Origin of the sequence: Myxococcus sp. MxC21-1 (assembly GCF_032612255.1) — a bacterium.
Lineage (GTDB): Bacteria > Myxococcota > Myxococcia > Myxococcales > Myxococcaceae > Myxococcus > Myxococcus virescens.
Genome location: NZ_CP123278.1, coordinates 9,050,015 through 9,074,034 on the forward strand (window position 1 = coordinate 9,050,015; position 24,020 = coordinate 9,074,034).

General features: G+C 69.9%; 17 protein-coding genes and 5 pseudogenes. 11 read left to right on the plus strand and 11 right to left on the minus strand.

What is annotated here, in order from left to right; genetic code table 11:
• The first annotated feature begins 57 nt into the window (after positions 1-57).
• From QEG98_RS40910 to QEG98_RS40930, 5 genes are all read left to right on the plus strand, one after another.
• Complete coding sequence (locus QEG98_RS40910) at positions 58-483, plus strand: carboxypeptidase-like regulatory domain-containing protein (RefSeq protein WP_316565214.1); 426 nt, start codon at positions 58-60, stop codon at positions 481-483.
• Positions 484-648: 165 nt separating this feature from the next.
• On the plus strand, positions 649-1,023 hold the full coding sequence (locus QEG98_RS40915; RefSeq protein WP_090491203.1) for a DUSAM domain-containing protein: 375 nt from the start codon (positions 649-651) through the stop codon (positions 1,021-1,023).
• A 460-nt stretch (positions 1,024-1,483) separates the two neighbouring features.
• Positions 1,484-3,586 (plus strand): YfbK domain-containing protein, encoded by a 2,103-nt coding sequence (locus tag QEG98_RS40920; protein ID WP_316565215.1) that lies wholly within the window; start codon positions 1,484-1,486, stop codon positions 3,584-3,586.
• A 141-nt stretch (positions 3,587-3,727) separates the two neighbouring features.
• Positions 3,728-4,525: an alpha/beta hydrolase gene (locus QEG98_RS40925; RefSeq protein WP_316565216.1), complete on the plus strand. Its 798-nt coding sequence runs from the start codon at positions 3,728-3,730 to the stop codon at positions 4,523-4,525.
• 49 nt (positions 4,526-4,574) lie between these two features.
• Entirely contained in the window at positions 4,575-5,936 is a 1,362-nt protein-coding gene (locus QEG98_RS40930; RefSeq protein ID WP_316563859.1) for an IS701 family transposase, read from the plus strand.
• Positions 5,937-6,514: 578 nt separating this feature from the next.
• Here QEG98_RS40930 and QEG98_RS40935 read toward each other — a convergent pair.
• From QEG98_RS40935 to QEG98_RS40960, 6 genes and pseudogenes are all read right to left on the minus strand, one after another.
• Positions 6,515-6,832 (minus strand): annotated as a pseudogene (locus tag QEG98_RS40935) (TolC family protein); the annotation flags it as partial.
• Between the two features lie 257 nt (positions 6,833-7,089).
• Positions 7,090-8,160: pseudogene (locus tag QEG98_RS40940) on the minus strand (TolC family protein); the annotation flags it as partial.
• A gap of 108 nt (positions 8,161-8,268) precedes the next feature.
• Entirely contained in the window at positions 8,269-11,442 is a 3,174-nt protein-coding gene (locus QEG98_RS40945; protein WP_316565217.1) for a CusA/CzcA family heavy metal efflux RND transporter, read from the minus strand.
• Positions 11,443-11,463: 21 nt separating this feature from the next.
• Complete coding sequence (locus QEG98_RS40950; protein WP_316565218.1) at positions 11,464-12,306, minus strand: efflux RND transporter periplasmic adaptor subunit; 843 nt, start codon at positions 12,304-12,306, stop codon at positions 11,464-11,466.
• Positions 12,303-12,455, minus strand: a complete 153-nt coding sequence (locus QEG98_RS40955; RefSeq protein WP_316565219.1) for a hypothetical protein — start codon at positions 12,453-12,455, stop codon at positions 12,303-12,305. Before QEG98_RS40955 ends, QEG98_RS40950 begins: the two co-directional genes overlap by 4 nt.
• A 316-nt stretch (positions 12,456-12,771) precedes the next feature.
• Positions 12,772-13,230: a hypothetical protein gene (locus QEG98_RS40960; protein WP_316565220.1), complete on the minus strand. Its 459-nt coding sequence runs from the start codon at positions 13,228-13,230 to the stop codon at positions 12,772-12,774.
• 76 nt (positions 13,231-13,306) lie between these two features.
• On the opposite strand from QEG98_RS40960, the pseudogene QEG98_RS40965 reads away from it, so the two are divergent.
• The 3 genes and pseudogenes from QEG98_RS40965 to QEG98_RS40975 all read left to right on the plus strand — a co-directional run.
• Positions 13,307-13,351 (plus strand): annotated as a pseudogene (locus QEG98_RS40965) (hypothetical protein); the annotation flags it as partial.
• A gap of 250 nt (positions 13,352-13,601) precedes the next feature.
• Positions 13,602-14,198 (plus strand): HAMP domain-containing sensor histidine kinase, encoded by a 597-nt coding sequence (locus QEG98_RS40970; RefSeq protein WP_316565221.1) that lies wholly within the window; start codon positions 13,602-13,604, stop codon positions 14,196-14,198.
• Entirely contained in the window at positions 14,195-15,550 is a 1,356-nt protein-coding gene (locus tag QEG98_RS40975; protein ID WP_316565222.1) for a sigma-54 dependent transcriptional regulator, read from the plus strand. The genes QEG98_RS40970 and QEG98_RS40975 overlap by 4 nt, the downstream gene beginning before the upstream one ends.
• Before the next feature lie 9 nt (positions 15,551-15,559).
• Here the strand turns inward: QEG98_RS40975 and epsH are convergent, their stop codons facing one another.
• Complete coding sequence (gene epsH, locus QEG98_RS40980) at positions 15,560-16,867, minus strand: exopolysaccharide biosynthesis glycosyltransferase EpsH (protein ID WP_316565223.1); 1,308 nt, start codon at positions 16,865-16,867, stop codon at positions 15,560-15,562.
• Between the two features lie 57 nt (positions 16,868-16,924).
• Between epsH and wzy the strand changes: the two genes are divergently transcribed.
• Positions 16,925-18,508, plus strand: coding sequence for an exopolysaccharide repeat unit polymerase (gene wzy / locus QEG98_RS40985; RefSeq protein ID WP_316565224.1), 1,584 nt, complete (start codon positions 16,925-16,927; stop codon positions 18,506-18,508).
• A 9-nt stretch (positions 18,509-18,517) separates the two neighbouring features.
• Here wzy and mgtE read toward each other — a convergent pair.
• The 4 genes and pseudogenes from mgtE to epsE form a co-directional block, all read right to left on the minus strand.
• Positions 18,518-19,836, minus strand: a pseudogene (mgtE, locus tag QEG98_RS40990) (magnesium transporter).
• Positions 19,837-19,880: 44 nt separating this feature from the next.
• Positions 19,881-20,210: a sensor histidine kinase gene (locus QEG98_RS40995; protein ID WP_316565225.1), complete on the minus strand. Its 330-nt coding sequence runs from the start codon at positions 20,208-20,210 to the stop codon at positions 19,881-19,883.
• A 267-nt stretch (positions 20,211-20,477) separates the two neighbouring features.
• Positions 20,478-21,443: a response regulator gene (locus tag QEG98_RS41000; protein ID WP_316565226.1), complete on the minus strand. Its 966-nt coding sequence runs from the start codon at positions 21,441-21,443 to the stop codon at positions 20,478-20,480.
• A gap of 249 nt (positions 21,444-21,692) precedes the next feature.
• Positions 21,693-22,919 carry an exopolysaccharide biosynthesis GT4 family glycosyltransferase EpsE gene (gene epsE / locus QEG98_RS41005; protein WP_316565227.1) on the minus strand — a complete coding sequence of 409 codons (1,227 nt, stop codon included), beginning with the start codon at positions 22,917-22,919 and terminating at the stop codon, positions 21,693-21,695.
• Between the two features lie 274 nt (positions 22,920-23,193).
• Here epsE and QEG98_RS41010 point away from each other — a divergent pair, with 274 nt between their 5' ends.
• Both QEG98_RS41010 and QEG98_RS41015 read left to right on the plus strand, forming a co-directional pair.
• The gene (locus tag QEG98_RS41010) at positions 23,194-23,712 is read left to right on the plus strand and encodes a hypothetical protein (RefSeq protein WP_244171885.1); all 519 of its coding nucleotides are present in this window, start codon (positions 23,194-23,196) and stop codon (positions 23,710-23,712) included.
• Positions 23,709-23,990 (plus strand): annotated as a pseudogene (locus QEG98_RS41015) (glycosyltransferase family 2 protein); the annotation flags it as partial. The gene QEG98_RS41010 and the pseudogene QEG98_RS41015, both read left to right, overlap by 4 nt.
• Positions 23,991-24,020: the final 30 nt, after the last annotated feature.

Here is a 24,020-nt window from a genome sequence, read left to right on the forward strand (position 1 = left end):
TCGTCAGGAGCGCTCTCTGGAAGATGCCTACCTCTTGTTCCTCTGAGGTGGCCCACGATGTCGTCCAGCGCTCGCAGTGTGCTGTGCGTCTTCCTGCTGCTGTTCGCCCTTCCCGTCCTGGCTCAATCCGATGACTGCGAACACCCAAACCCCAGCATCATCCTCGGCACGGTGCGCAACGCGCATGAACGCCGTCCCATGACCGATGTCTTCGTGACCGCGCGCTCCCCCAACCTCCAGGGGGAATTGTCGGTTTCGACCAATGCACAGGGGAGATACGGCATCCCGCAGCTCCCACCGGGTGAGTACACACTGACGTTCGAGAAAGAAGGGTTCCAGGCCTACACACGCTTGGCCATTCAACTGCATCCCAACCGGATCATCGTCGTCGGCGTGGAACTCCTCGCCGCTGCGCCCGAGGAGCCGGTCCGTGTCATCGCCCCCCTCCAATCATCGACGTGGGCGCCGCGACCACCTGAGTGAAACTCGACCAGGAGTTCATCAAGCGCATCGCCGTCGCCCGTCCAGTTGACTGGACTGGCGCGCCCCTCCCCTTCGAGCATAACGGTCCAGACAGCCCCCAACCCAGTGGGTCCCTCAACGGCTCACCGGCCTCCATCCTGCCCTCAGTAAGACGCGGAGGAAGTAATGGACGACAGCCCCGATTGGGACCCGGTGCGCGCCCTCGCACATGGCGTGTTGAATCAAGGCATCCCGCTGGAGTTGACGGATGACGTGCGGAGCTTGCTCCGGCGCACCGCGCGAGAAGTCGCCATCAGCGACGCGGACACCGCGCTACAGACCGAGGCAGGCGCAACAGAACTTCTGCGAGAAGCCATGCGCCGAATCAAGGATGGCTCCTGGCGCCTGATGCGTGCGCTTCACCGCATGTACCAGCACAAGCGCGCGGGTGACTTCGACAGCGCCCGCCAAGAAATGCGGGAGGTGCTCGCCGAAGAAGTGGTGCCCTTCTACCGCGACGTTGCAGCCGGGCAGCTCGAAGACCTCGACGACGAGCCGTAACGACGACGGGAGCGAGACTGACACCGCTCCCCCGTCGTACTCAGGAGCTACCGTCAAGGCCGCGCACAACGTCAGCGATGGGAGGACGGGCGCAGTTGCGCAGGCTGTCTTGCATGAGACTCGAGTTGGACTTTAGTTTCGTGTGTAGGAACGGCGCGGCGCGGGCAGCCGATGCGGCTTGGGAGGAGGCAACGCGGATGGGCGTGCGAACCAAGGGATGACGTAGGCTCCACCGGGAAGGCCGCCTCTTCATCTGGTGGGTGGACGCAGCGGATGGACCGGAAAAAGTCCTGCACGTCATCGCGGACGACCTTGGCGGCCCACCCAGACCCGTTCCAGCCCCGGCATCCTGGCGCGCGATTGATGCTGGAACCGTGATGAAGAGGCGAGGCGCCCATGACGTTCGTCACGAGCGCCCTCTGGAAGATGGCCACCTCTTGTTCCCCCGAGGTGGCCCACGATGCATTCCGTCGCTCGCAGTGTGCTGTGCGTCTTCCTGCTGTTGTTCGCCCTTCCCTCCCTGGCCCAACCCGATGCCGGCGGACATCCGAACACCAGCACCATCATCGGGACGGTGCGTAACGCATATCGGCGCGTTCCCGTCGCCAATGCTGTCGTGACCGCGAGCTCCCCCAACCTCCAGGGGGAATTGCGAGTCTCGACCGATGCCCAAGGGAGCTACCGCATCCCGCAGCTCCCGCCAGGCGACTACACGCTGACGTTCGAGAAGGAAGGGTTCAAGCCCTACACACGCTCGGCCATCCAACTGCGCCTCAACCGGACCATCCGGGTCGACGTGGAACTCCTCGCTGCTGCATCGGAGGAGCCGGTACATATCGTCGGCGCTCCACCGACCATCGACGTGGGCTCCACGACCATGGGCGTGAACGTCGACCAGGAGTTCCTCAAGCGCGTCGCTGTCGCCCGTCCGGGCGGCCGGACTGGCGCGACCCGCGTCTACGAGCCCCCCGACGCGATGAGTCGCCCCCACGGTGTGTCCCTCAACGGTCCACCGGCGTCCACCCTGCCCGCGCAGCCGCTGGGTCGTCCGGGCCCCCCGAAGCCTCAGAGCGCGCCTCGGTTCGTCCGCAGGGACGTCGAGCCTCCTGCACCCGCAGTGGCGCCCACGCCGATCTCCCCCTTCCACATGTACTTCCAGGGGTACGGGGTCAATCCCACCGTCAACACGGAGGAGGAGCGCTTCTCCACCTTCTCCGTCGACACGGATTCCGCGTCGTACACCCTGACGCGGGCCTACCTGGAGCGCGGCGGCCTGCCCAATGAACAGGCCGTCCGCGTGGAGGAGTTCGTCAACACCTTCGACTACGGCTACGCGCACCAGGGCAGCGCGCCCTTCAGCGTCCAGGTGGAAGGGTTTCCGTCCCCCGTGCGCAAGGGCTACCACGTGGTCCACGTCGGCGTGAAGGCGCGGGAGGTCAGCCGCCCGCAGCGCAAGCCAAGCCACCTCGTCTTCGTCATCGACGTGTCCGGCTCCATGAACCTGGAGAACCGGCTGGGCCTGGTGAAGCGCGCACTGCACCTGCTCGTGAACGGACTGGATGAGCGCGACCAGGTCTCCATCGTCGTGTACGGCTCCACCGCGCGCCTGGTGCTGGAGCCCACCAGCGCCGTGCACGCACACATCATCCGCGCCGCCATCGACAGCCTGCACACCGAGGGTTCCACCAACGCCCAGGCGGGCCTGGAGATGGGCTATTCGCTCGCGGCCTCCCACCTCGTGGAGGGCGGCATCAACCGCGTCATCCTCTGCTCGGACGGCGTGGCCAACACCGGGCTCACCGACGCCAACAGCATCTGGGAGCGCATCCGTGCGCGCGCGGCGAAGGGCATCACCCTGTCCACCGTCGGCTTCGGCATGGGCAACTACAACGACGTGTTGATGGAGCGCCTGTCCCAGGTGGGCGAGGGCAACTACGCCTACGTGGACCGGATTGAAGAGGCGCACCGCATCTTCGTGCGCGACCTCACCGGCACGCTCCAGGTGGTGGCCAAGGACGTGAAGCTCCAGATGGAGTTCAACCCGCAGGCCGTGTCCCACTACCGGCTGCTCGGCTACGAGAACCGCATGCTCACCAAGGAGCAGTTCGCCGATGACCGCGTGGACGCGGGTGAAATCGGCGCGGGCCACGCCGTCACCGCGCTCTACGAGGTGAAGCTGACCGAGCCCTCCGCGTCCTTCGGCACGCTGCGCATCCGGTACAAGGCGCCGGAGGGCGGGGACTCGAAGCTCATTGAGAAGCCCCTGCCGTCGAGCGTCCTCCGTCCCACCTACGGCCGCGCCACGCCGCCCACGCGCCTGTCCTATGTGGCCGCCGCCTTCGCGGAGAAGCTGCGTGGCTCCTACTGGGTGCGCCCGCTGACCTACGACGCCCTCTTCTCCTTCTGGGAGGAGATTGGCGAACCGCTGAAGGCCCGCGAGGACGTGGCGGAGCTGGGCGCCCTCATCCAGAAGGCCCGCGCCCTCGACCACCGCGAGGACCGCTTCGAGGCCTTCGCGCCCGTGAGCACCATGGACTTCGACCGCGTGCCCACCCTCCCCTGAGTCCCGCGCACGCGCCTGGTGCGGTCCTTCCGCCAGGCGCGGGCGGCTCCCATTCCTCAGGGCACCGAGGCCTTCGCCAGTGGGGCACCCAGGGCGCTGGCTCGCGGGAAGCTGGCCTTGAGATCAGGTAGGAACAGCTCCATGACGACCTGGGTGAGTGGAGTCCGCGAAACGAACGGCATCAACATTCACTACCTCCGGACCGGAGGCGCCAACCCTCCCGTCGTTCTGCTCCATGGACTGATGGGGAACGGCGCCTGCTGGACTCCTTTGGCGCGCGTGCTCGAAGGTGAATTCGACGTCGTCATGCCCGACGCCAGGGGGCACGGCGGTTCGAGCACGCCGCACCACGGCTACCGGTACGACGACCACGCGAACGACGTCGTGGGCCTCATCCGCGGCCTGGAGCTCTCTCGTCCGGTGCTGCTTGGCCACTCGATGGGCGGAATGACCGCCGCGGTGGTGGCGAGTCGAGGGATGGGGGGCCTCCGCGGCCTCATCCTCGTCGACCCGACGTTCTTGAGTCCCGAGCGCCAACGCGAGGTGCGCGACAGCGACGTCGCCGACCAACACCGCCGGGCCCTCGGCTTGCACAAGTCTGACCTCGTTGCACAGGCACGTGCCCGCAACCCGCATCGCTCGCCCGAAATCATCGACCTTCTTGCCGAGGCAAGACTGAACACCCGCCTGGGCGCCTTCGACGTTCTCACGCCGCCCAACCCCGAGTATCGCGACGTGGTGAGCGCGATTGACGTCCCGACCCTCCTCGTCATTGGAGACCGCAGCCCCGTCGTCACGCTCGAGATGGCAATGGAACTGCGGAGCCTCAACCCACGTGTGCGAATCGAACAGGTACAGAACGCCGCCCATGGTCTTCCGTTTGACCAACCCGAGCGACTGGGCGGCGTGGTCGTGCCGTTCTTGCGCGAGCTGACCTAACACTACCCGGTCAGATGAATCGGGTGCGGACGCCCCGTGTTGACGGAGCATGATGCCCACCCAGTTACACAAGCTTGACCGGGAGCTGAGCGAGTTCCTGGACTCGATGACGGAGGGAATGGGCCGGACCGAGAGACGTCGCGCCCTCGGCGGCTACCTCACGGGACTGCTGCTCGACGGAGAACGCAAGAGCATCGAGCCCATGGCGGCCCGGCTCGTCGCAGCCCCCGAGCAGACAGAAGCCATGCGCCAGCGGCTTCAGCAGTGCGTGTCCGGCGCGGCTTGGGAGGACTCCGAAATGCGACGACGTCTGGCGCGGAAGCTTGAGCGCGAGCTACCGGGCTTGGAGGCCCTCGTCATTGACGACACGGGCTTGCCGAAGAAGGGCGTGCATTCGGTGGGTGTGGCGCGCCAGTACTCGGGCACCCTGGGGCGGACGGAGAACTGCCAGGTGGCCGTCAGCCTGCATGTTGCTGGAGAGAAGGGCAGCGGCTGCATCGCCATGCAGTTGTACCTGCCTGAGGAGTGGACGCGCAGCAGGAAGCGCTGCAAGGCCGCGGGCGTCCCGGCTGGAGTGAAGTTTCAGAAGAAGTGGCAGATAGCGCTGCGCCAATTGGATGACGCCTTGGCGTGGGGCGTACGCCGACACCTCGTGCTGGCCGATGCCGGGTATGGCGATGCACGGGAGTTCCGCGACGGCGTGCGAGAGCGCGGCCTGCACTACCTCATGGGCGTGCAGGGCACGCGCAAGGTGTGGCCGCCCGGCGCCAAGCCGCGCAAGCCCGAGAGGGAGCCGGGGCAGAACGGGCGCCCGCGCACGCGCTACGTGGCCGAGGGCGTGCAGCCCTGGGCCATCGAGGAGTTGGCGCTTCAGCTTCCGAAGGAGGAATTCCAGACAGTCTCTTGGCGCGAGGGCAGTCGGGGCGAGCAGTCCTCCCGGTTCGCCGCAGTGCGCGTGCGGACGGCGGAGCGGCACGTCCAGCGAGCTGCGCCGAGTGAAGAGGTATGGCTGCTCATCGAGTGGCCCCAGGAGGAGAAGGCTCCAACGAAGTACTCGCTCTGCTCGCTGCCCGCGAACACGTCGCTTACGGAGTTGGTGCGCTTGTCCAAGCTGCGCTGGAGAGTGGAGCGCGACTACCAGGAACTCAAAGGCGAGGTGGGGCTTGACCACTTCGAGGGGCGAGGGTGGCGAGGCTTCCACCACCATGCCACCCTCTGCATGGTAGCCCACGGATTCCTCGCGCTCCGCCGGGCGCTTTCCCCCCCGGAGGAGAACACGCTGGACACTGCCCGAGGTGCGCCGCCGCCTTCAGCACCTGCTGCTGCGCCGCATCGGCCACTGCCCTCTGTGCCTGCGTCACATCAACGCCCGTGCACCTCCTCGGGGGCCGTCACGCATGTGACCGGGTAGTACTAAGGAGGTCTCCAGAAATTCTCTAACCCATCGCGCAGCCAGAAGCCCTCGACGAGGCAGCCTGCCTTGAGGAGGGCTTCCTGGGGCAAGAGGTCCAGCGGTCGCCAGGTGCGCAGCTTCGCCAGGGCCCTTGCCCTCTGCGATGCGCTTGATGGCCAGAAGGCGACGGAAGTGGCGAGCGTCGCGTGCCTGCCGCAGCGGCTACTCCAGCTCCCGCCTGTCATCTGCTGTCAGCCCCAGTTCGGCAGGGCTCCTTGCAGGTCGCATCTCCCAGAAGTTGTGCATGCGACCGGGATTGGTCTCGGAACTTCTGGCGACCTACTGAGACCACCGCGAGGAACGCTTCGAGGCCTTCGCGCCCGTGAGCACCATGGACTTCGACCGCGTGCCCACCCTGCCCTGAGCCCCGCGCCCGCGCCTGGCGTGATGCCCCGCCATGCCGGGGCACTTCCGCCAGGCGCGAGCGCAAGCTCCCGTCAGGGCGCCGTGTCCAACCCCGCCGCGAAGAGCACCGAGGCCTCAGCGAGCTTCACCGTCTCCTGCTGCTTCAGGTGAAGCACTCGCATGTCCTTGAGCGAGCGGAACGCGTCCAGCAACTCCAGGATGCCTCCGCGCCCCTCGCGGTAGGCGTCCTCCGCCATCCGGCGCACCGTGGGCAGCCGCTCCACCACGTCATGCTCCAGCCGCGCCAACGCGCCCTTGCGACCCTCCAGGACGGCGTGAGCCCGGGCCAGCTCCGCGCGGGCCTCGGCCAGCTCCGCTTCCAGTGCGCGGGCCTCGGCCTGCATCTCCGCGGACGCGCGGGCCACGGCGCCCTGGTTCCGGTCGAAGAGCGGCAACGGCAGTCCCACGCCCACCAGGGCGATGGTGCTCTGCTCGTTCCGGGTGAACATGACCCCCGCCGCCACGGATGGCACCGGCAGCCGCTCCTGCGGGCCACGTCCAGACCACCTCGTGCCACAGCCTGCCGCGCGCGCGCCGCCACCAGCGACGGCCGGCGCTGCTGGGCGGACTCCCACAGGAGCGGCAGGTCCGGCAGGGATTCGGTGGTCCGCAACGAGCCCTGCGCCTTCGGGTGCCACCCTTCCATGCCGAGCAACGCGGCCAGCCGTCCGGAGGCGTCGGCCACGTTGACGCGCGCGTTCAGCACCTCCACCTCCAGCGCGCGGCTCTCCACCTCGATGCGCTCCACGTCATAACGGCTGGAGTCACCCGCCGCCGCCCGGCCCTTCACGACCTTCTCCACGCGCCCCAGGTCCACCGCCGTCTCCTCCAGCACGCGCAGTTCCTCCTGGTTCGTCAGCAGCGCCGCGAAGGCCTCGCGCACGGCCAGCGCGCGCTCCGCCAGTGAGGCGTTCACGCGCGCCTGCTCGGCGGACACGTTGCGCTCCGCCTGCTCGCGGCGCACGCCGCGCTGCCCGAAAATCATCAGGGGCTGTTCCAGCGACAGCTCGTGCACCACCGACGAACCGGTGTTCACACCCGCGGCCAGGAGCTGCGTTCCGTAGCTGAACGAGGGATTGGGCAGGATGCTCGCCTCGATGCGGTCCGCCGCCGCTACGTCAATGCGCGAGCGCTCCGCCACGGCCCACGGGCTGCGCTCGTCCAGCAACGACAGCGCCTGCTCCAGCGTGATGTGCTCCGGAGGCGCCACCTCGGTCCGCTTCTGCTCCTGCGTGAGTGAGTCCCGAGGAGTATCGGACCGCGTCTGCGCGAGCAGGAGTCGGTCCGGCGATGTCGCCTCGGACCGCCGCTGCTCCTGAGTAAGCCGGTCCGGCGATGTCGCCTCGGACCGCCGCTGCTCCTGCGTGAGTCGCGCCGGCGACGGAGTATCGGCCTGCTCCGCCCGGGCAGGCCCGGCCATCAACAGACACAGCACACCCCATGCGGTGAAGTACCTCATTCCGTCACCTCCGCCTCGCCCTGATCGCCTTCCGACACCAACGACAGCCATGGAACGTCCTCTGTGCTGAAACCTCGCTTGGTACCGCATGGCTCCGTCTCCGGCACCGCCCAGTGGGCACGCACCGGCATGAAGCGCTTCAGGCCACCGTTCGCTGAACGCACACCGCTTCGCAGAACGGGTCCGAAGACGGCGTCGCGCCGAAGAGCATCGATGCTCCAGCGGTGCCGGGCCTTTCGGCCCGCCATGCCTCGCCGTGCACCACCAGGAGACCTCCGGACTCTCGCCCCAATGAAGCGCCTCATGCCGCCACCTCATCCTGACGCCAGTGACCACCGGCGAGCCCTCCGAGCCGCGCCTCACCACCACTCCCGCCTGGCGGCCCCACCACTGACGCCCGCTGAGCGCCCGTCCCGTTGAAGCGCCTCACGCCGCCACCCCCGCGGTGCCCTGCTCCGCGCCGTGCCCCTTGGAACCGATGTGCTCCACGCCGGAGTCCAGGTCCTCGTCCTCGTCGTCCCGCGAGCCCGTGGAGGCGGCATGCTTCCCCACGATGACGGAGTAGAAGGCCGGCAGCGCGAACAGCGACACCAGCACCGCCGTCACCAGTCCGCCGATGATGACCACCGCGAAGGGCCGCTGCGTCTCGCTGCCCGCTCCGCTGGAGAGCGCCGCCGGCATCAACCCCAGCATCGCCAGCAGCGCCGTCATCAACACCGCGCGGAAGCGACTGGACGCGCCCGCCGGCAGCGCGGCCTCCAGGGACTCACCCGCCTTCCGCCGGTCATCCACCGCGCTCACGACCAGCAGCGATGCCAGACACACCTGACCCAGCAGCGTGATGAAGCCCACCGCCGCGCTCACCGACAACGGGATGCCCGTGACGGCCAGCGCCAGCACGCCGCCGCACATGGCGAAGGGCGCCCCCGCCAGCACCGCGCTCGCGCTCCGCATGGAGCCCAGCGCCGCGTAGAGCAACGCGAACACCACCAGGAAGGAGATGGGCACGATGACCGCCAGCCGGCCCAGCGCGCGCTCCTGGTTCTCGAACTCGCCGCCCCACTTGAGGAACGTGCCCTCCGGCACCGCCACCTCGCGCTCCACGGTGGCCATGGCCTCCTGGATGGTGGAGCCCATGTCGCGCCCCTCCACGTTGAACTTCAGCGCCAGGGTGCGGCTGTTCGCCTCGCGGTTGATGCTCGCGCGGCCCAGCGCCTTCTCCAGCCGCGCCACCTCGCGCAGCGGGACATGGCCACCGCTGGCCGTGGGCACCAGGATGCCGCCGATGCGCGCCTCGTCGTCACGCTCCGTGCCCGGCAGGATGACACGCACCGGGACGGGCCGCTCCTGCTCCCACAGTTCCGTCACCACCCGGCCACCCAAGGCCGTCTCCACCAGGTCCTGCGCGGTGGACACGTCGATGCCGGCACGCGCCAGCGCGGGACGGTCCAGCACCACCTGGAGCTGCGGCACGCTGGAGTCTCGATAGAGCCCCAGGTCCACCACGCCCTCCACGTTCTGCAGCGACGTGACGGCCTGCTCCAGCGTGCCGCGCATGGCCGCCAGGTCCGTGCCGAAAATCTTCAGCACCACCTTGCCGCGCACGCCGCTGATGGCCTCCTCCACGCTGTCCTTGATGGGCTGCGAGAAGTTGAAGCTGACGCCCGGAATCTCCAGCAGCGAGGCGCGCATCTCCCGCACCAGCCGCTCCTTGTCCCAGCCCTTGCGCCACGTCTCCTCGGCGTTGAAGCGGACGAACGTCTTGCCCATGTTGACGGCCTCGTTGTCCGTGCCGTCCTCCGGGCGCCCCTGCTCGACGAGCACCTCCTTCACCTCCGGGAAGTCCAGCAGCCTGCGCCGCACCTCCAGGAGGAGGTCCGCGCCCTTGCCCAGGGAGATGCTGGCCGGCATCTCCACGAAGATGTTGATGTCGCCCTCGTCCAGCTCCGGAAGGAACTCACTGCCCACCCGCGAGCCCACCACGCCGGTGAAGAGCACCAGCGCCGCCATGCTCGCGAACACCAGCGGCCTGCGCGGCATCAGCCACGTCACCGCGCGGCCGTAGCCTTCCCGCAGGGTGGTGAGCAGCTTCGGCTCCTTCACCTCCGCGTCCTTCGGCCGAAGCAGCAGCGCGCACAGCGCGGGCACCACCGTCAGCGCGAAGACGAGCGCGCCCACCAGCGCGAAGCTGTACGTCAGCGACAGCGGCCGGAAGATGCGGCCCTCCACGCGCTCCAGGGTGAAGACGGGGATGAGCGCGGCGATGATGATGGCCATGGCGAAGAAGGTCGGCCGCGCCACGTCCAGCGCCGAGCGCAGGATGAGCCCCAGCATCTCCTTGCGCCGCCGGGGCCGCTGCACCCCTGCCTCGTGCAGCACGTTCTCCACCAGCACCACCGCGCCATCCACCAGGATGCCGAAGTCGATGGCGCCCATGGAGATGAGGTTCGCGGGCAGGCCCACCATCTTCAGGCCGATGAAGGCCGTCAGCAGCGCCAGGGGGATGACGGACGCGACGATGAGCGAGCAGCGCAGGCTGCGCAGGAACAGCCACGCCACCGCCACCACCAGCAGTGCGCCGTGCAGCAGGTTGTGGTGGACCGTGGACAGCGTGTGCCCCACCAGGTCGTTCCGGTCATAGAAGGCCTCGATGCGCATGCCCTTGGGCAGCACCCGCGAGTTCAGCTCCTCCACCTTGGCGTGCACGCCCTCCAGCACCGTGCTGGGGTTCTCTCCCCGGCGCAGCAGGACGACACCTTCGGTGACGTCCATGTCCAGGTTGTGGCTCACCGAGCCGCGACGCGGCGTGTGCGACGCCACCACCCGCGCCACGTCGCCCACCGTCACCGGCGTGCCGTCCTCGCTCTTGAGGACGATGCCCTGCACGTCCTGCGCGCCGCGCAGGTAGCCCACACCGCGGATGAGCAACTCCTGGTCGCCCTGGCGCAGGAAGCCGCCGCCCACGTTGCGGTTGGAGCGCTCCAGCGCCTCGGTGACGTCCGCCAGCGTCAGCTCGTGCGCGAGCAGCCGCGACGGGTCCACCTGGACGTGGAACTCCTTGAGGAAGCCGCCCAGGCTGAGCACGTCCGCCACGCCGGGCACCTGGCGCAGGTGCCGCGCGATGTTCCACTCCATCTCCGAGCGCGTCTCGGTGAGGGTGTGCCGGTCGCTCAGCACGCGGAACTGGTAGATTTTGCCCAGCGGCGTGGCCTCGGGCGCCAGCCGCACGTCCGCGCCGTCCGGTGTGTCCGCGTTGGACATGCGCTCCCCGACGATGGTGCGCGCCTTGAACGGGTCCACGCCGTCATCGAAGGTGAGGAAGATGAGCGACAGCCCGAAGAGGCTCTCGCTGCGCATCTGCACCATGCCCGGCGTGCCGTTGAGCACACGCTCCAGGGGCACCGTCACCTGCCGCTCGATTTCCTCGGGCGCCAGCCCGGGCATCTGCGCGATGACATTCACTTGGAGGTTGGTGACATCCGGAAACGCCTCCACGGGCGTTTCGAGATAGGCCTTCACACCGAAGAGGCCGATGCCCAGCGTCAGCAGCAGGACGGGCAGGCGGCTTCGGACACAGAACGCGATGAGTGCTCGCAGCATTTGTGGGTGTCCTCGCCGCGCCTAGAGGAGCTGGTCCGCCGCGCCATCCAGCAACAGCGCGCCCCGGGTGACGACCGGGTCCCCCGGCGACAGGCCCGCGATGACCTGCACCCGTCCCTCCACCGGCTGCGCCACGACGACGGGCCGCCGCTCGAAGGTGCCCGCGTCCTGCTGCACGTACACCACGGAGTCCTTGCCGTTGCGCAGCAGCACCGCCTCCACCGGCAGCGTCAGGCTGGCGTCCGGCGAGTCGATGCGCACGCGCCCGAACATACCGGGCCGCAGTCCCAGCTCCTGCGTGTCCAGGGTGATGCGCACCGGCGCCGTCCGCGAGCCGCTCGCCACCACCGCGCCCACCGAGTCCACCTTCCCCTCCAGCGGCGCGTGCACCGATGGCATCGTCACCCGCACCCGCGCGCCCTCACGCACCAGCGGCAGGTCGCGCTCGAACACGTCCGCCATCACCCACAGCGCCGAAGGGTCCCCCACCTCCACCAGCACGTCTCCGCCCGGCTGCACGGCGATGCCCTCCGCCGCGCTCCGGCTCAGCACCGTGCCCGCCATTGGCGCGCGCAGCACCACGGTGGTGCCGCTCCCGGTGCCCACGAAGCCCACGGACGCCTGCGCCCGCGCCAGCTCCGCACGCGCCTCCGCCAGCCGCGTCTCCGCGGACAGGCGCTCACGCTCCGTCGTGACGCCCTGCTCGAACATGCGCGCCTCGCGCTCGAAGGCGGACTGGGCCTCGCGCAGCGCCGCCGTCGCGGTGGCCACCGCCGTGCGCGACGCCGCGGCCTCCGGGCAGTCCAGCGTCACCAGCGCGTCACCCGGCTTCACCGTGTCGCCCGTGCGAACATGGACGCTCACCACCCGGCCCGCCAGGGGCGCCACCAGCCGCGACAGCGCCCGTCCCGGAAGGCCACACGCGCGGGGGCCTGGAGCGCCGCGCTGCTGGCGTCCGCCTTCACCGGGGTGACGGTGATGAAGGCCCGGGAGGCCTCGGCGAGCTGCACCACGCCTTCCTTCAGGGGGCGGACGCGGCGCGCTCAGCGGGAGCGGAGGAGGTGCCCGCGCCCGAGCAGGCGGCGGAGAAGGCCCAGAGGCCAAGGAGCAGGGTCCTGTTCATGCCCCAGCCCCAGGGCAAGTCCCGGTCCACCGCGCCGGGCGTTCAACCCACGAGAATCATTGAGGACGGCGACGCTCAGCGAGCAGGCGCAACTGGTGCTTATTGAACCACCTGTGCACTTTCGCCACAGTGTCCGGCGTGCGCATCTCCACGAAGCTGGGCCTGGGCCTGACGCTGACGAGCGCCGTCATCCTGGGCGCCTACGGCTACAGCCAACTCCAGAAGGAGGAGCACGACCTGCGGACGGCCACCGAGCACGCAGCGCGACTGCTGGCCACGGCGCTCCAGGTGGCCATGGAGAACGCGCTGCGAGACGGGCAGGCGGCGGACGTGAACGAAATCCTCGAGTCGTTGGACCACCGGGACCCGACCGTGGACGTCTTCGTCTTCAACGCCCAGGCCGTGCCGGTGGTGCGCTCCCCGGGCAGCTCGCAGACGCTGCACCTGGTGGAGGATGCCGCCCGGCGGGTGCTGAAGACGCACCACTCCCTCACCCACTTCGCGGGCCCCGAGAAGCTGTCGCACCTGCTCATCGTCCTGCCCCTGCACAGCGACGACAACACCAACGTGGTGGGGGCGCTCGCCGTGGTGAAGCCGCTGGACGGGCTGCGGCAGGACCTGGAGTCCACCAGCCGCGCCACCGTGCTGTCGGTGCTGACGCTCATCACCGGCATCTCCCTGGTGGGCTGGTTGCTGCTGATGCTCTACCTCCGACGTCCCCTGGAGCGCGTGGTGGGCGCGATGCGCGCGGTGCGCGGCGGCGACTTCACGGCCACCGTGACGCCCGGCAGTGACGACGAGGTGGGCGAGGTCGTCCACGCCTTCAACGGCATGGTGAAGGAGCTGGGCGAGGCGCGGCAGCGGCTGTCGGCCGAGGCCGAATCACGGTTGGCACTGGAGGCGGCCTGCGGCGCGTGGACAAGCTGGCCGCCGTGGGACAGCTGTCCGCGGGGCTGGCGCACGAAATCGGCTCCCCCTGCTCATCCTCAACGGACGGGCCCAGGCCCTGGCCGCGCGCGCCGAGCTGCCCGACGACGTGCGGCGCAACGCGCGCATCCTGGTGGAGCAGTCGGAGCGCATCGAGCGCATCGTCCGCCAGCTCCTGGACCTGGCCCGCCGCAAGCCGTCGAAGCTGGAGTCCCTGGACGCGCTCGCCTCCGTGCGCGCGGTGGTGGAGCTGCTGGAGTTCGACGCGCGCGGGCGCGACGTCCGGCTGACGTTCCATTCCGAGGAGCCGCTCCCCCGCGTGCTGGCGGACGGAGACGGCTTGCAGCAGGTGACGCTCAACCTGCTCACCAATGCGCTGCGCGCCACGCCCCGAGGCGGCGAGGTGCGGGTGACGCTGGCGCCGTCCACCTTCCACCCCGCCCCCGGCCTGCGCGAGCGCCACGGCGTGCGCCTGTCCGTGGAGGACACCGGGGTGGGCATGGATGACGCGGCGCTGGAGCGCGTCTTCGAGCCCTTCTTCACCACCTGGAGCGCCCACGCCGGCACGGGCCTGGGCCTGCCGGTGGTGAAGGCCATTGTCGCGGAGCACGGCGGCGCCGTGACGGTGACGTCGCGCCCGGGCCTGGGCACTCACTTCGTCGTGCACATTCCTTCCGAGAAGGAAGAAGGAACGGGGGCGGTATGAGCACTCCCAGAAAGCGCCTGCTCATCCTGGATGATGACGCGGGGGTGGTGGACTTCCTCTGCGAATCCCTGGACGCGCGCGGTTACGAGGCGGTGGGACGCACCTCGCCCGAGGAGGCGCTGGCCCTCTTCGAGCGCGAGTCCTTCGACCTGGTCATCACCGACGTGGAGATGCCCCGCATGCGCGGCACGGAGGTGCTGGAGGCGCTGCTGACGCGCAAGCCGGGCCAGCTGGTGGTGCTCATCACCGCCTTCGGCAGCGTGGAGCTGGCGGTGGCGGCGGTGAAGGCCGGCGCCTGCGACTTCGTCACCAAGCCCTTCAACATCGACGCGCTCGTCCTCACACTGGAGCGCGCCTTCCGGGAGCGGCAACTGCGCCGCGAAATCGTGCGCCTGCGCGCGGCCGTCCCCGGCGACACGCCCGGCGGGCTGGTGGCCCGCAGCCCCGCCATGCAGAAGGCGCTGGAGGTGTCCCGCCGCGCGGCGCGCAGCGACGCCACCGTGCTGCTCACCGGCGAGACAGGCACCGGCAAGAGCGCCCTGGCGCGCTTCATCCACGAATCCAGCGCGCGGCGCACCCAGCCCTTCCTCCAGCTCAACTGCGCGGCCCTGCCCTCGGGGCTGGCGGAGAGCGAGCTGTTCGGCGCCAGGCGCGGCGCCTACACCGACGCGCGCGAGGACCGGGCCGGCGTCTTCGTGTCGGCCGGCGGCGGGACGCTCTTCCTGGACGAAGTGGGCGAGCTGTCGCTGGAGGTGCAGGCCAAGCTGCTCCAGGCCCTGGAGACGGGACGCGTGCGGCCCCTGGGCTCGAGCACGGAGACCCCCGTGCGCGCCCGCGTGCTGGCCGCCACCAACCAGCCGCTGGAGGTGCTGCTGCGTGAGGGCCGCTTCCGCGCGGACCTCTACTACCGCCTCAACGTCATCCGCATCGAGGTGCCCCCGCTGCGCGAGCGGCGCGAGGACATCCTGCCCCTGGTGGACTTCTTCCTCGGGCGCCTGGGCGAGCAGCAGCAACGCGAGGTGCTGGGCGTGTCCGCCAGCGCGCTGAAGCGACTGCTGGCCCACGCGTGGCCCGGCAACGTGCGCGAGCTGGCCAACCTGCTGGAGCGCGCGGTGGCCCTGGCGGACCATGACACGTTGGTGCCGGAGGACTTCGACCTCCCGGGCGGCGGCGACAACGGCCTGACGTCGCTGCTCAGCCGTGCCTCGGGCGAGGACGCGCCTCTGGAAGAGGTGGAGCGCGCCTATGTGCGCCGGGTGGTGGAGGCGCAGGGTGGCAACAAGGCCGCCGCCGCGCGCATCCTGGGCATCAACCGGCGCACGCTGTACCGCAAGCTGGACCTGGACGAGTGAGGCCGCGCCTCAATCCGCCAGCGGCATGCCCCAGTCCGGCTGGCCGCGCTCGCCCTTCACCCAGCGGTACACCTCCAGCACCTGCTCCGCCTTCGCCTTCCAGGTGAAGTACTTGAAGATGCGCTCGCGGGCGCGCTCGCCCATGGGGCGGATGACGGACGGGTCCGCCGCCAGCTTCGTCAGCACCTCACGCACGCGCAGGACGATTTCCTCCGGCGTCCCCATCTGGATGGCGAAGCCGGTGGCCGGGCTCACGATTTCCCCCGGGCCGCCGTAGTCCATGACGATGGGCACCAGCCCCAGCGCCATGGCCTCGCACACCACCGCGCCGCCGAACTCGCGCACGCTGGGGAAGCCGAAGATGTGGTTCTTCGCCAGCCGGCCCTGGAGCTCCTGGTGCTTCACCCAGCCGGCGAAGGTGACGCCGGACTCGATACCCTCGCGCGCCGCCTGCGCCCGGAGGTTGGCCATCTCCTGGCCATCACCGATGTACTCCAGCACCACCTTGCCCTCGCGGATGAGTGGCGCGGCGGCCTCCATCAGCATGGCCATGCCCTTGTACGGCACGAAGCGGCCCACGAAGGCCACGCGCAGGGGCAGCTCCACCGGGCCCTCCGACTTCGCCGTGCCGAAGCGCCGGGTGTCGATGGCGTTCTCCGGCACGTACACCGTCTTGCCGTGCCACCGCCCCGACACCTGCCCTCGCGTGGCGCGCGAGCCGGTGATGATGGCGGACGCGTTCTCCCGCGTGGACTTGTAGAAGGGCATCAGCTTGTAGACGTCACGGATGTAGCTCAGCCACTCCTTCTCCCGCCGCCGCGCGCCGCCAAAGCCCTTGGGCCAGGGCAGGCCACCGTTGAGCGGCCCCATGACGAAGGGCACGCCCGCCTTCTTGCACCGCGCCGCCAGCGTGCTGGGCGTGGTGGGGCTGATGGGCGTGTAGCGGTGCACCAGGTCGAACTCACCCGCCTCGATGCGCGGGCCGAAGCGGCGCCAGAGCACCTCCTCGAAATAGTAGTAGGGCAGCGCGCTCAGCGCGGTGGCCGTCGTCCAGCCCACCCCCGTCTTACCCCGCAGCACCTCGCCCACCTTGTCGAGCGGCTTCTCCACCGGCGTGGAGTCCAGCGCGGTGAACTGCGAGCCCTCCTGCACGCCCTGCTTGAGGATGTTCTCCCGGTTGCGGACGTGGGTGACCAGGTGCACGTCCGCCACCTCGGCCAGAGCGCGGTAGAGCGACCAGCCTTCGAGCGGGACGCTCACCCAGTCGGGGTTGCACAGCTCGGCAATCAGGAGGACGCGTGGGCGGGGAGCAGGCATACGTGCCACTCCATCTATCCCAACCCGCTCCCCGGATGTAGCCTCCTCCGGGTCTCGATGTACGCACCCGACCGGCCGCCCTACCTGCGCTACGGCGCACTGCTTGCTTTCCTGGTGCTGGCCACCGTGGGCGGCGCCGTCATCCACCCCGTGGTCGCATTGGCCCCTGTGCTGTGCGTGGGGGTGGTGTGGGTCATCCTGAAGGTGCCGGTGAAGTACCCGGTGTTGGTGGTGACCTGGCTCGTCCTGGCGGTGGACTACGTGCCAGAGCGGCCCCAGTCGGGCCTGTGGCCCTCGCCGCTCCACCCGCTGGGCGAGCTGATGTTCGCGCAGCTCAGCTACATCACCAAAATCGGGGCGCTGCGCTTCCCGCTGGTGGACGTGCTCATCCTCGGGTTGATGGGGCTGGCGATGTACCGACGGGTGACGAAGTCCACCATCGACCCGGAGCCGCTGCCCATGCCCCGGCCGCTCATCGCCGTGGTGGCGCTGTCCCTGGTCGCCATCCTCTGGATGGAGGTGCGCGGCATCGCCCGGGGCGGGGACATCAAGAACTCGCTGTGGCAATGGCACCAGGCCGCGATGATGCCCTTCATCGTGGCGATGTATCACTACGCCATGCGGGGCCCGGAGGACTGGCCCGCCTTCGCGAAGACCATCATCCTGGCGGGCCTCACCAAGTCCGCGGTGAGCACCTACTTCGCCATGGTCGTGGTGCACGAGCTCGGCGTGGAGGTGGAGTACACCACGTCCCACTCCGACTCGATGACGTTCGTCTTCGCCCTGCTGGTGGCGACGCTGCGCTTCGTCGAGAAGCCCAAGTCCGCGCACATGCTGCGCGGCCTGGCCATCATCGCCTTCATTGGCATTGGGATGATTTTCAACGACCGGCGCCTGGCCTATGTCAGCTTCGCCGGCTGTCTGCTGGCGGCCTTCCTCATCAACCCGTGGACGCCGCTGAAGCGGTTCGTGGTGCGGACGCTGCCGTTCTTCGCGCCCTTCATCATCGTGTACATCGCGGCGGGGTGGAACTCCGGCTCGTCCGTCTTCGCGCCGGTGCAGACCATCCGCTCGCTGATTGACGGCCAGGGCGGCGAAGGCAACCTGGACTACCGCGACATTGAGAACCTGGACATGATTGCCACGTGGGCCCAGTTCCCCATCCTGGGCACCGGCTACGGGCACGAGTTCCTGGAGCCCATCCCACTGCCGGACATCGCCTTCGTCTTCCCCCAGTACCGCTTCCACCCGCACAACTCACTGCTGGGGCTGTTCGCGTTCGGGGGGCTGCTGGGCTACACGGGCGTGTGGATGTACCTGGCCGTCACCATCTACCTGGTGGTGCGCGCGTATCACCGCACCAACGTCTCGGAGTACCGCGCCGCCGCGCTCATCATCGTGGGACTGGTGGCCACGTACATCAACCAGGTGTTCGGGGACATGGGCATCATCTCGTACATCTGCACGTTCCAGATATCGCTGGCCGTGGCCATGACGGGGAAGCTCGCCGTGCACACCGGCGCGTGGCCCATGCCCCACAGCCGGCTGCTGGGCCCCGCGCCCGCCGCGCCCGTGCCACCGCCGGGCGCCATCACCTATCCCAACGAGGACGCCCCTTCCTCCGCCGCGAACCCGCGCTGAGCGCGGCGGCTACAACAGGGTGCCCCGGAGGATGAGCTCCGCCGTGGTGAAGTAGATGACCAGCCCGCTGACGTCCACCAGCGTGGCCACGAAGGGCGCGGACGCGCTCGCGGGGTCGAAGCCGAGCCGCCGCAGCAGGAACGGCAGCATCGAACCCGCCAGCGTCCCCCACGTCACCACGCCCAGCACCGCCAGCCCCACCGTGAGGGCCACCCGGAAGGCGTGCTCGCCGTAGAGGTGGAACAGCACCTGCCAGAGCAGGATGCGCGCCACGCCCACCGAGCCCAATACCAGCCCCAGTGACAGGCCGGACAGCAGCTCCCGCCGCAGCACGAGGACCACGTCCCGCAGGCGCACCTGCGCCAACGCCAACGCGCGGATGACCAGCGTGGAGGCCTGACTGCCGGCGTTGCCTCCCGCGGAGATGATGAGCGGCACGAAGAGGCTGAGCACCACCGCGCGGGCAATCTCATCCTGATAGCGCGTCATGGCGGTGGCGGTGAGCATCTCCGACAGGAAGAGCACCAGCAGCCAGCCCGCGCGCTTCTTCAGCATGGCGGGCAGGCCCATCTCCAAGTACGGCGCCCCCAGGGCCTCCGTGCCACCCACCTTCTGGATGTCCTCGGTGGCCTCCGCCTGCACCACGCTGACGATGTCATCCACGGTGACGATGCCCTTCATCCGCCCCTGGTCGTCCACCACGGGGATGGCCCCCAGGCCGTACCAGGCGAAGAGGCGCCCCACCTCCTCCTGGTCCGTGTCCTCCCGCACGCGAATCAACTCCGTGCGCATCACCTCCCGCACCGCCTTGTCCGGCGTGGCCTGGAAGAGCTGGCGCAGGGAGACCACGCCCTCCAGTCGCTGTGCCTCGTCCAGCACATAGGCGTAGTAGACGGTCTCCACCTGCTCGCGGGCCTGCCGGCGCAGGTAGCTGAGGGCCTCGTCGATGCGCATCTCCGGCCGCACGCGGACGAAGCGCGGGTTCATCAGCCCACCCGCTGCGTCCTCGCCATACGCCAGCAGCGCCCGCACCTCACGCAGGGACGGCGCGTCGAGCAGGGCCAGCCGGCCTCCCGCGCCTCGGGAGACAGCCGCTGCACGACGTCCGCCGCGTCATCCGGCGCCATCGCCCGCAGCCACGTGCCCCGCTCCCCGGCCGAGAGTGCCTCGAGCAGCCCCAGTTGCGCTGGAGCATTCAGGGTGGCGAAGAAGTCCCGCGCGCGCTCGGGCGGCAGCAGGTGGAAACCCTCCACGCGCTCTCGCGCCGACAGCGCCGGCCACGCGTCACGCAGCTCGTCTTCGCGGACCAGCTCGGCCTCGGGCTCCATCCGCCTCCCCTCTTCCGCCAACCCAGGCAGGCGGCCCGGCGGTGTCATGGCGCGGGCTTGCCCGGCTCCACCGGCAGCACGACGTGAAAGGTGCTGCCCATGCCCTGGCTGCCGGGAGACTCCGCCCAGATGCGCCCGCCGTGGCGTTCGACGATGCCCCGCGCAATCGACAGGCCCAGGCCCAGCCCGCCGTAGGAAATCCCGTGCGCGCGGCCGAAGCGCTCGAAGATGTCCTCCAGCTTCTCGCCGGGGATGCCCAGCCCGTGGTCCACCACCTCCACGTGCACGCGCCCCGCATCCTCGCGGGCGGCGAGCCGGATGCGCCCGCCCTCCGGTGAGTAGCGCAGCGCGTTCGACACCAGGTTGGTGAACACCGTCCAGCCGCTCGCGGTCTCCCGGCACCACCAGTCCCTCGGGGGCGTCCAGCTCGATGTGCTGGCCTTCGGGCAGCGGCTCGAAGTGCTCGGCCACGTCGCGCAGCAGCGCGCCCACGTCCAGCGCCTTCGGCTCCACGTGCAGCTCGCCCCGCTGGATGCGCCCCACGTCGAGCAGGTTCTCCACCAGCTTCACCATGCGATTCACGCTGCGATGGATGCCGTGCAGCGCCTTGTCCACGCCCGGCGCCAGCGTGTCGCCCGCCTTCACCGAGGCCGGTGCGCATACCCCCGCGCGGCCTGCAGCGGCGTGCGCAGCTCGTGCGCCGCCATGGTGAGGAACATGTCCTTCGCTTCGCTGGCCGCCCGCAGCGTCTCCACCGCCCGGCGCGCGTCGTCGATGTCCGTCGCCGTGGAGACCCAGCCGGCGAGCTGCCCCTGCTCGTCGCGCTCTGGAATCGTGCGCGTCAGGAACCAGCGGTACTCGCCATCCGCCCGCCGCAGCCGGCACTCCTGCTCCAGCGGTTGGCCCTCGCGCTGGGCTTCCTTCCAGGCGTTCCGAAGGCAGGAAACGTCCTCCGGGTGCAGGCAGTACAGCGTGTCCTTCCACTTCCGCCCCTGCTCCGGCGACAGCCCCGCGTAGTCCAGCCAGCCCCGGTTGGCGTAGCCGATGGTGCCGTCCAGCAGCAACTCCCAGACGAACTGGGGCATGGTGTCCACCAGCCGGCGGAAGCGCAGCTCGCCCTGCTGCTCCAGCATCCGGCGCTCGCGCTCCCACAGCGCGGACTCGTGCCGCTGGAGCCGCTGCTGCTGGAGGTACAGCCCGACGAAGGCCTCCACCTTCCAGCGCAGCACGTCCGGATGGAAGGGCTTCACCACGTAGTCCGCCGCGCCCACCGCGTAGCCGTGCACCAGGTGGGCTTCGTCGCGGCCGTGCGCGGTGAGGAAGATGATGGGCGTGTAGCGGGTGCGCTGGCGCTGGCGGATGAGGCGGGCCGTCTCGAAGCCGTCCACGCCGGGCATCTGCACGTCCAGCAGGATGACGGCGAACTCCTCCCGAAGCAGCCATCGCAGGGCCTCGGGGCCTGAAGACGCCCTCACCAACCGTTGCCCCAGCGGCTCCAGGACGGCCTCCAGCGCGAGCAGGTTGGCCGCGTTGTCGTCCACCAGCAGGACACTCGTGGCGAGCGGCTCCAGCCGGGTGAGCGCATGGAACGTGGGTTGCTGGGGCATTTTCACCCGCGATGCCTCCCTTCGTGCCTGACCCCTGGCGGTCATGCGCCAGGGGGGATTTCGCAACGGGTCCAACCCGCCGTGCCCGCGGGTCTCCGCCAGGCGGGCGAACCCAGCGCCCCCCGGTCAAGACGGGCCCCATCATGGTGCCGCCCCAGAACGCCCACCAGTCCGCGGAAGGCCCGCACCGGGCCAGTGACGGCCTGGCAACACCTTCCAGCGCGGCGGGACCTCCTACCGTATGGCCCGCTACACCACCGCCCGCTGGAGCATCTGCGCGAGCATGTCCGCGCTGCGCTCGCTGCTGAACGTCGTCTCCACCTTGCGACGGCCCGCCTCACCCAGCCGGTGGGCCTCCTGCGCGTCGCGCGCCACGGTCTCCAGCTTGTCCGCCAGGGTGCGGGGCTGCTGCGGGGGCACGAGGATTCCGTCCACCCCGTCATCCACCAACTCCGGCACCCCACCCGCGCCCGTCACCACCACGGGCACGCGCATGGCCATGGCCTCCATGATGGCCACGCCCAACGGCTCCTGGAGGCTGGCCAGCGAGAAGATGTGCGCGCGCTCGATTTCACCGCGCACCGTGTCCTCGCTCACCGCGCCCAGCAACGTCACCGCGTCGCCCAGGCCCGTCTCCTGGATTTTGGCCTCCAGCACCTTGCGGTACGTGGTGCCGCCGGCCTCGTCCTCACCCGCGATGGACAGCCGCGCGTCCAGCCCCTTCGCGCGCAACATCCCCACCGCGTCGATGAGGTCCGCGTGGCCCTTGCAGGGGTTGAGGCGGCCGCAGGAAAAGATGCGCAGCGGGCCTTCACCCGTCCACGCCGAGTAGGGCACGGAGCGGTTGAACTTGCGCAGCTCCACGCCCATGGGCGCCAGCTCGATGCGCGACGGCAGCGCGCCGGCCAGCTCGTCATTCACTTCCTTGAGCAGCTTCTTCGTAATCACGAAGGCGAACCGCGCGTGCCGCCACTTCTCGCGCTGGTTGGGGCCGTAATCATCCAGCGGCCCGTGCAACGTCAGGCTGTAGGGCAACCCCGACAGGAGGTTCGCGAAGAGCGCCACGTGCGCGGCGTTGGCGCATGAATGGACGTGGACGTGCGTCCAGCCCCGCTCCCGCGCCAGCGACGCCAGCCGGCCGCCCATGACGGCGAAGGCCAGCAGCTGCGCGCGGCCCTTCGCGTCCAGCCCTTCCGCTCGGGCGATGGAGGCCAGACACCGGGCCCAGCCCGTGGGCATGGCGCGGGCCACCTCCGCGGCGGCCTTGGCGACCCCCAGCGGCCCCGGCGGCGTCAGGTACTCCGTGCGCGACATGGCCTCGCGCGCCCAGCTGTGCGAGATGATGCGCGCGGGAGGCGGACGCGTGGACACCAGTTCCGGCGTCACGCCCTTCCCCTGGAGCGCCTGCAGCTCGCGCCAGAAGAAGATGTGCGTCTGTCCGGGGAACTCGGGAATCAAATAGCCAATCTTCTGCACGGTGGATGGCATAACACGCCTGCCTGCCCCTGCCACGGCGTGGGTAGGCGCGTACCCAGCCCGTCACACTCGCTTCACGCTCGCGGTGGGGAGGGCTTCGCGCGCCCCGCCGGGCCGCCTGGGGAGCGCGCGGCGGAACGCCCGGTTCGGGAGGCGGTGACTGTCACGCGTCGCAGGCGCGCTCCGCGGCAGCCAGGCGGGCCGCCGCGCCCCGGACTGCCCGGAGAGGCCGTTGGGCCGGCGCCACGCGTTGCGCTATACCGAGCCCCTCCCCATGGCAGCCGATTCCAGCGCACCTCCCGCCGACGCCAGCTCGACCGACAGCGCCATTCCGTCCCCGGCGTTGCAACGGCTGTGGTTCGCCCTGGAGCGCCACGCGTGGAGCTTCCTCACGGTGGTGCCGGCCCACCCGGGTGCTCCGGCGCTGGATGCCGCCACGGCCGTGCTGGAGGCGGGCGCGCCCTACGCCTACACGCAGAAGGTCCACCTGGAAGACGCCACCGGCCTGTCGCCCACGGCCGCCGCGCAGAAGGTGCTGGAGCTGCGCGAGCGCGTGTCCCGGGGCGAGCGTGTGGTCGCCGTCATCGATTCGTTGATGACCCATCCGGCCAGCCTGCCGCTGGCGCTGGCCGCCGACGGCTGCCTCCTCTGCGTCACCCTGGGCGAGACGGACTTCGGCGCCGCCAGCAAGACCCTGGAGTTCGTGGGCCGCGAGCGCTTCCTCGGCAGCGTCACCTTTCCCCGGCTGACGAAGAAGCAGCGCCGGGCGGCGTCCCAGAAGAAGAAGGCATGAGCTCCACCTCCGCGCCCCGGCTCAGCGTCGTCATCGCCACGTACAACCGGCTGCCCCTCATCACCCGGCTGCTGTGGCAGCTGGCCGGGCAGACGCTGCCGCCCGAGCAGTTCGAGGTCGTCGTGGTGGACGACGGCTCCAAGGAGCCCACCCGCGAGCCGCTGCGGGCCCTGGCCCTGCCCTACACCCTGCGCGTGGAGGTGCAGCAGAACGCGGGCGCCGCCGCCGCCCGGCACCGGGGCGTCATGGCCGCCCGGGGTGACGTGGTGCTCGTCACGGATGACGACATGCAGGTGGCCCCGGACTTC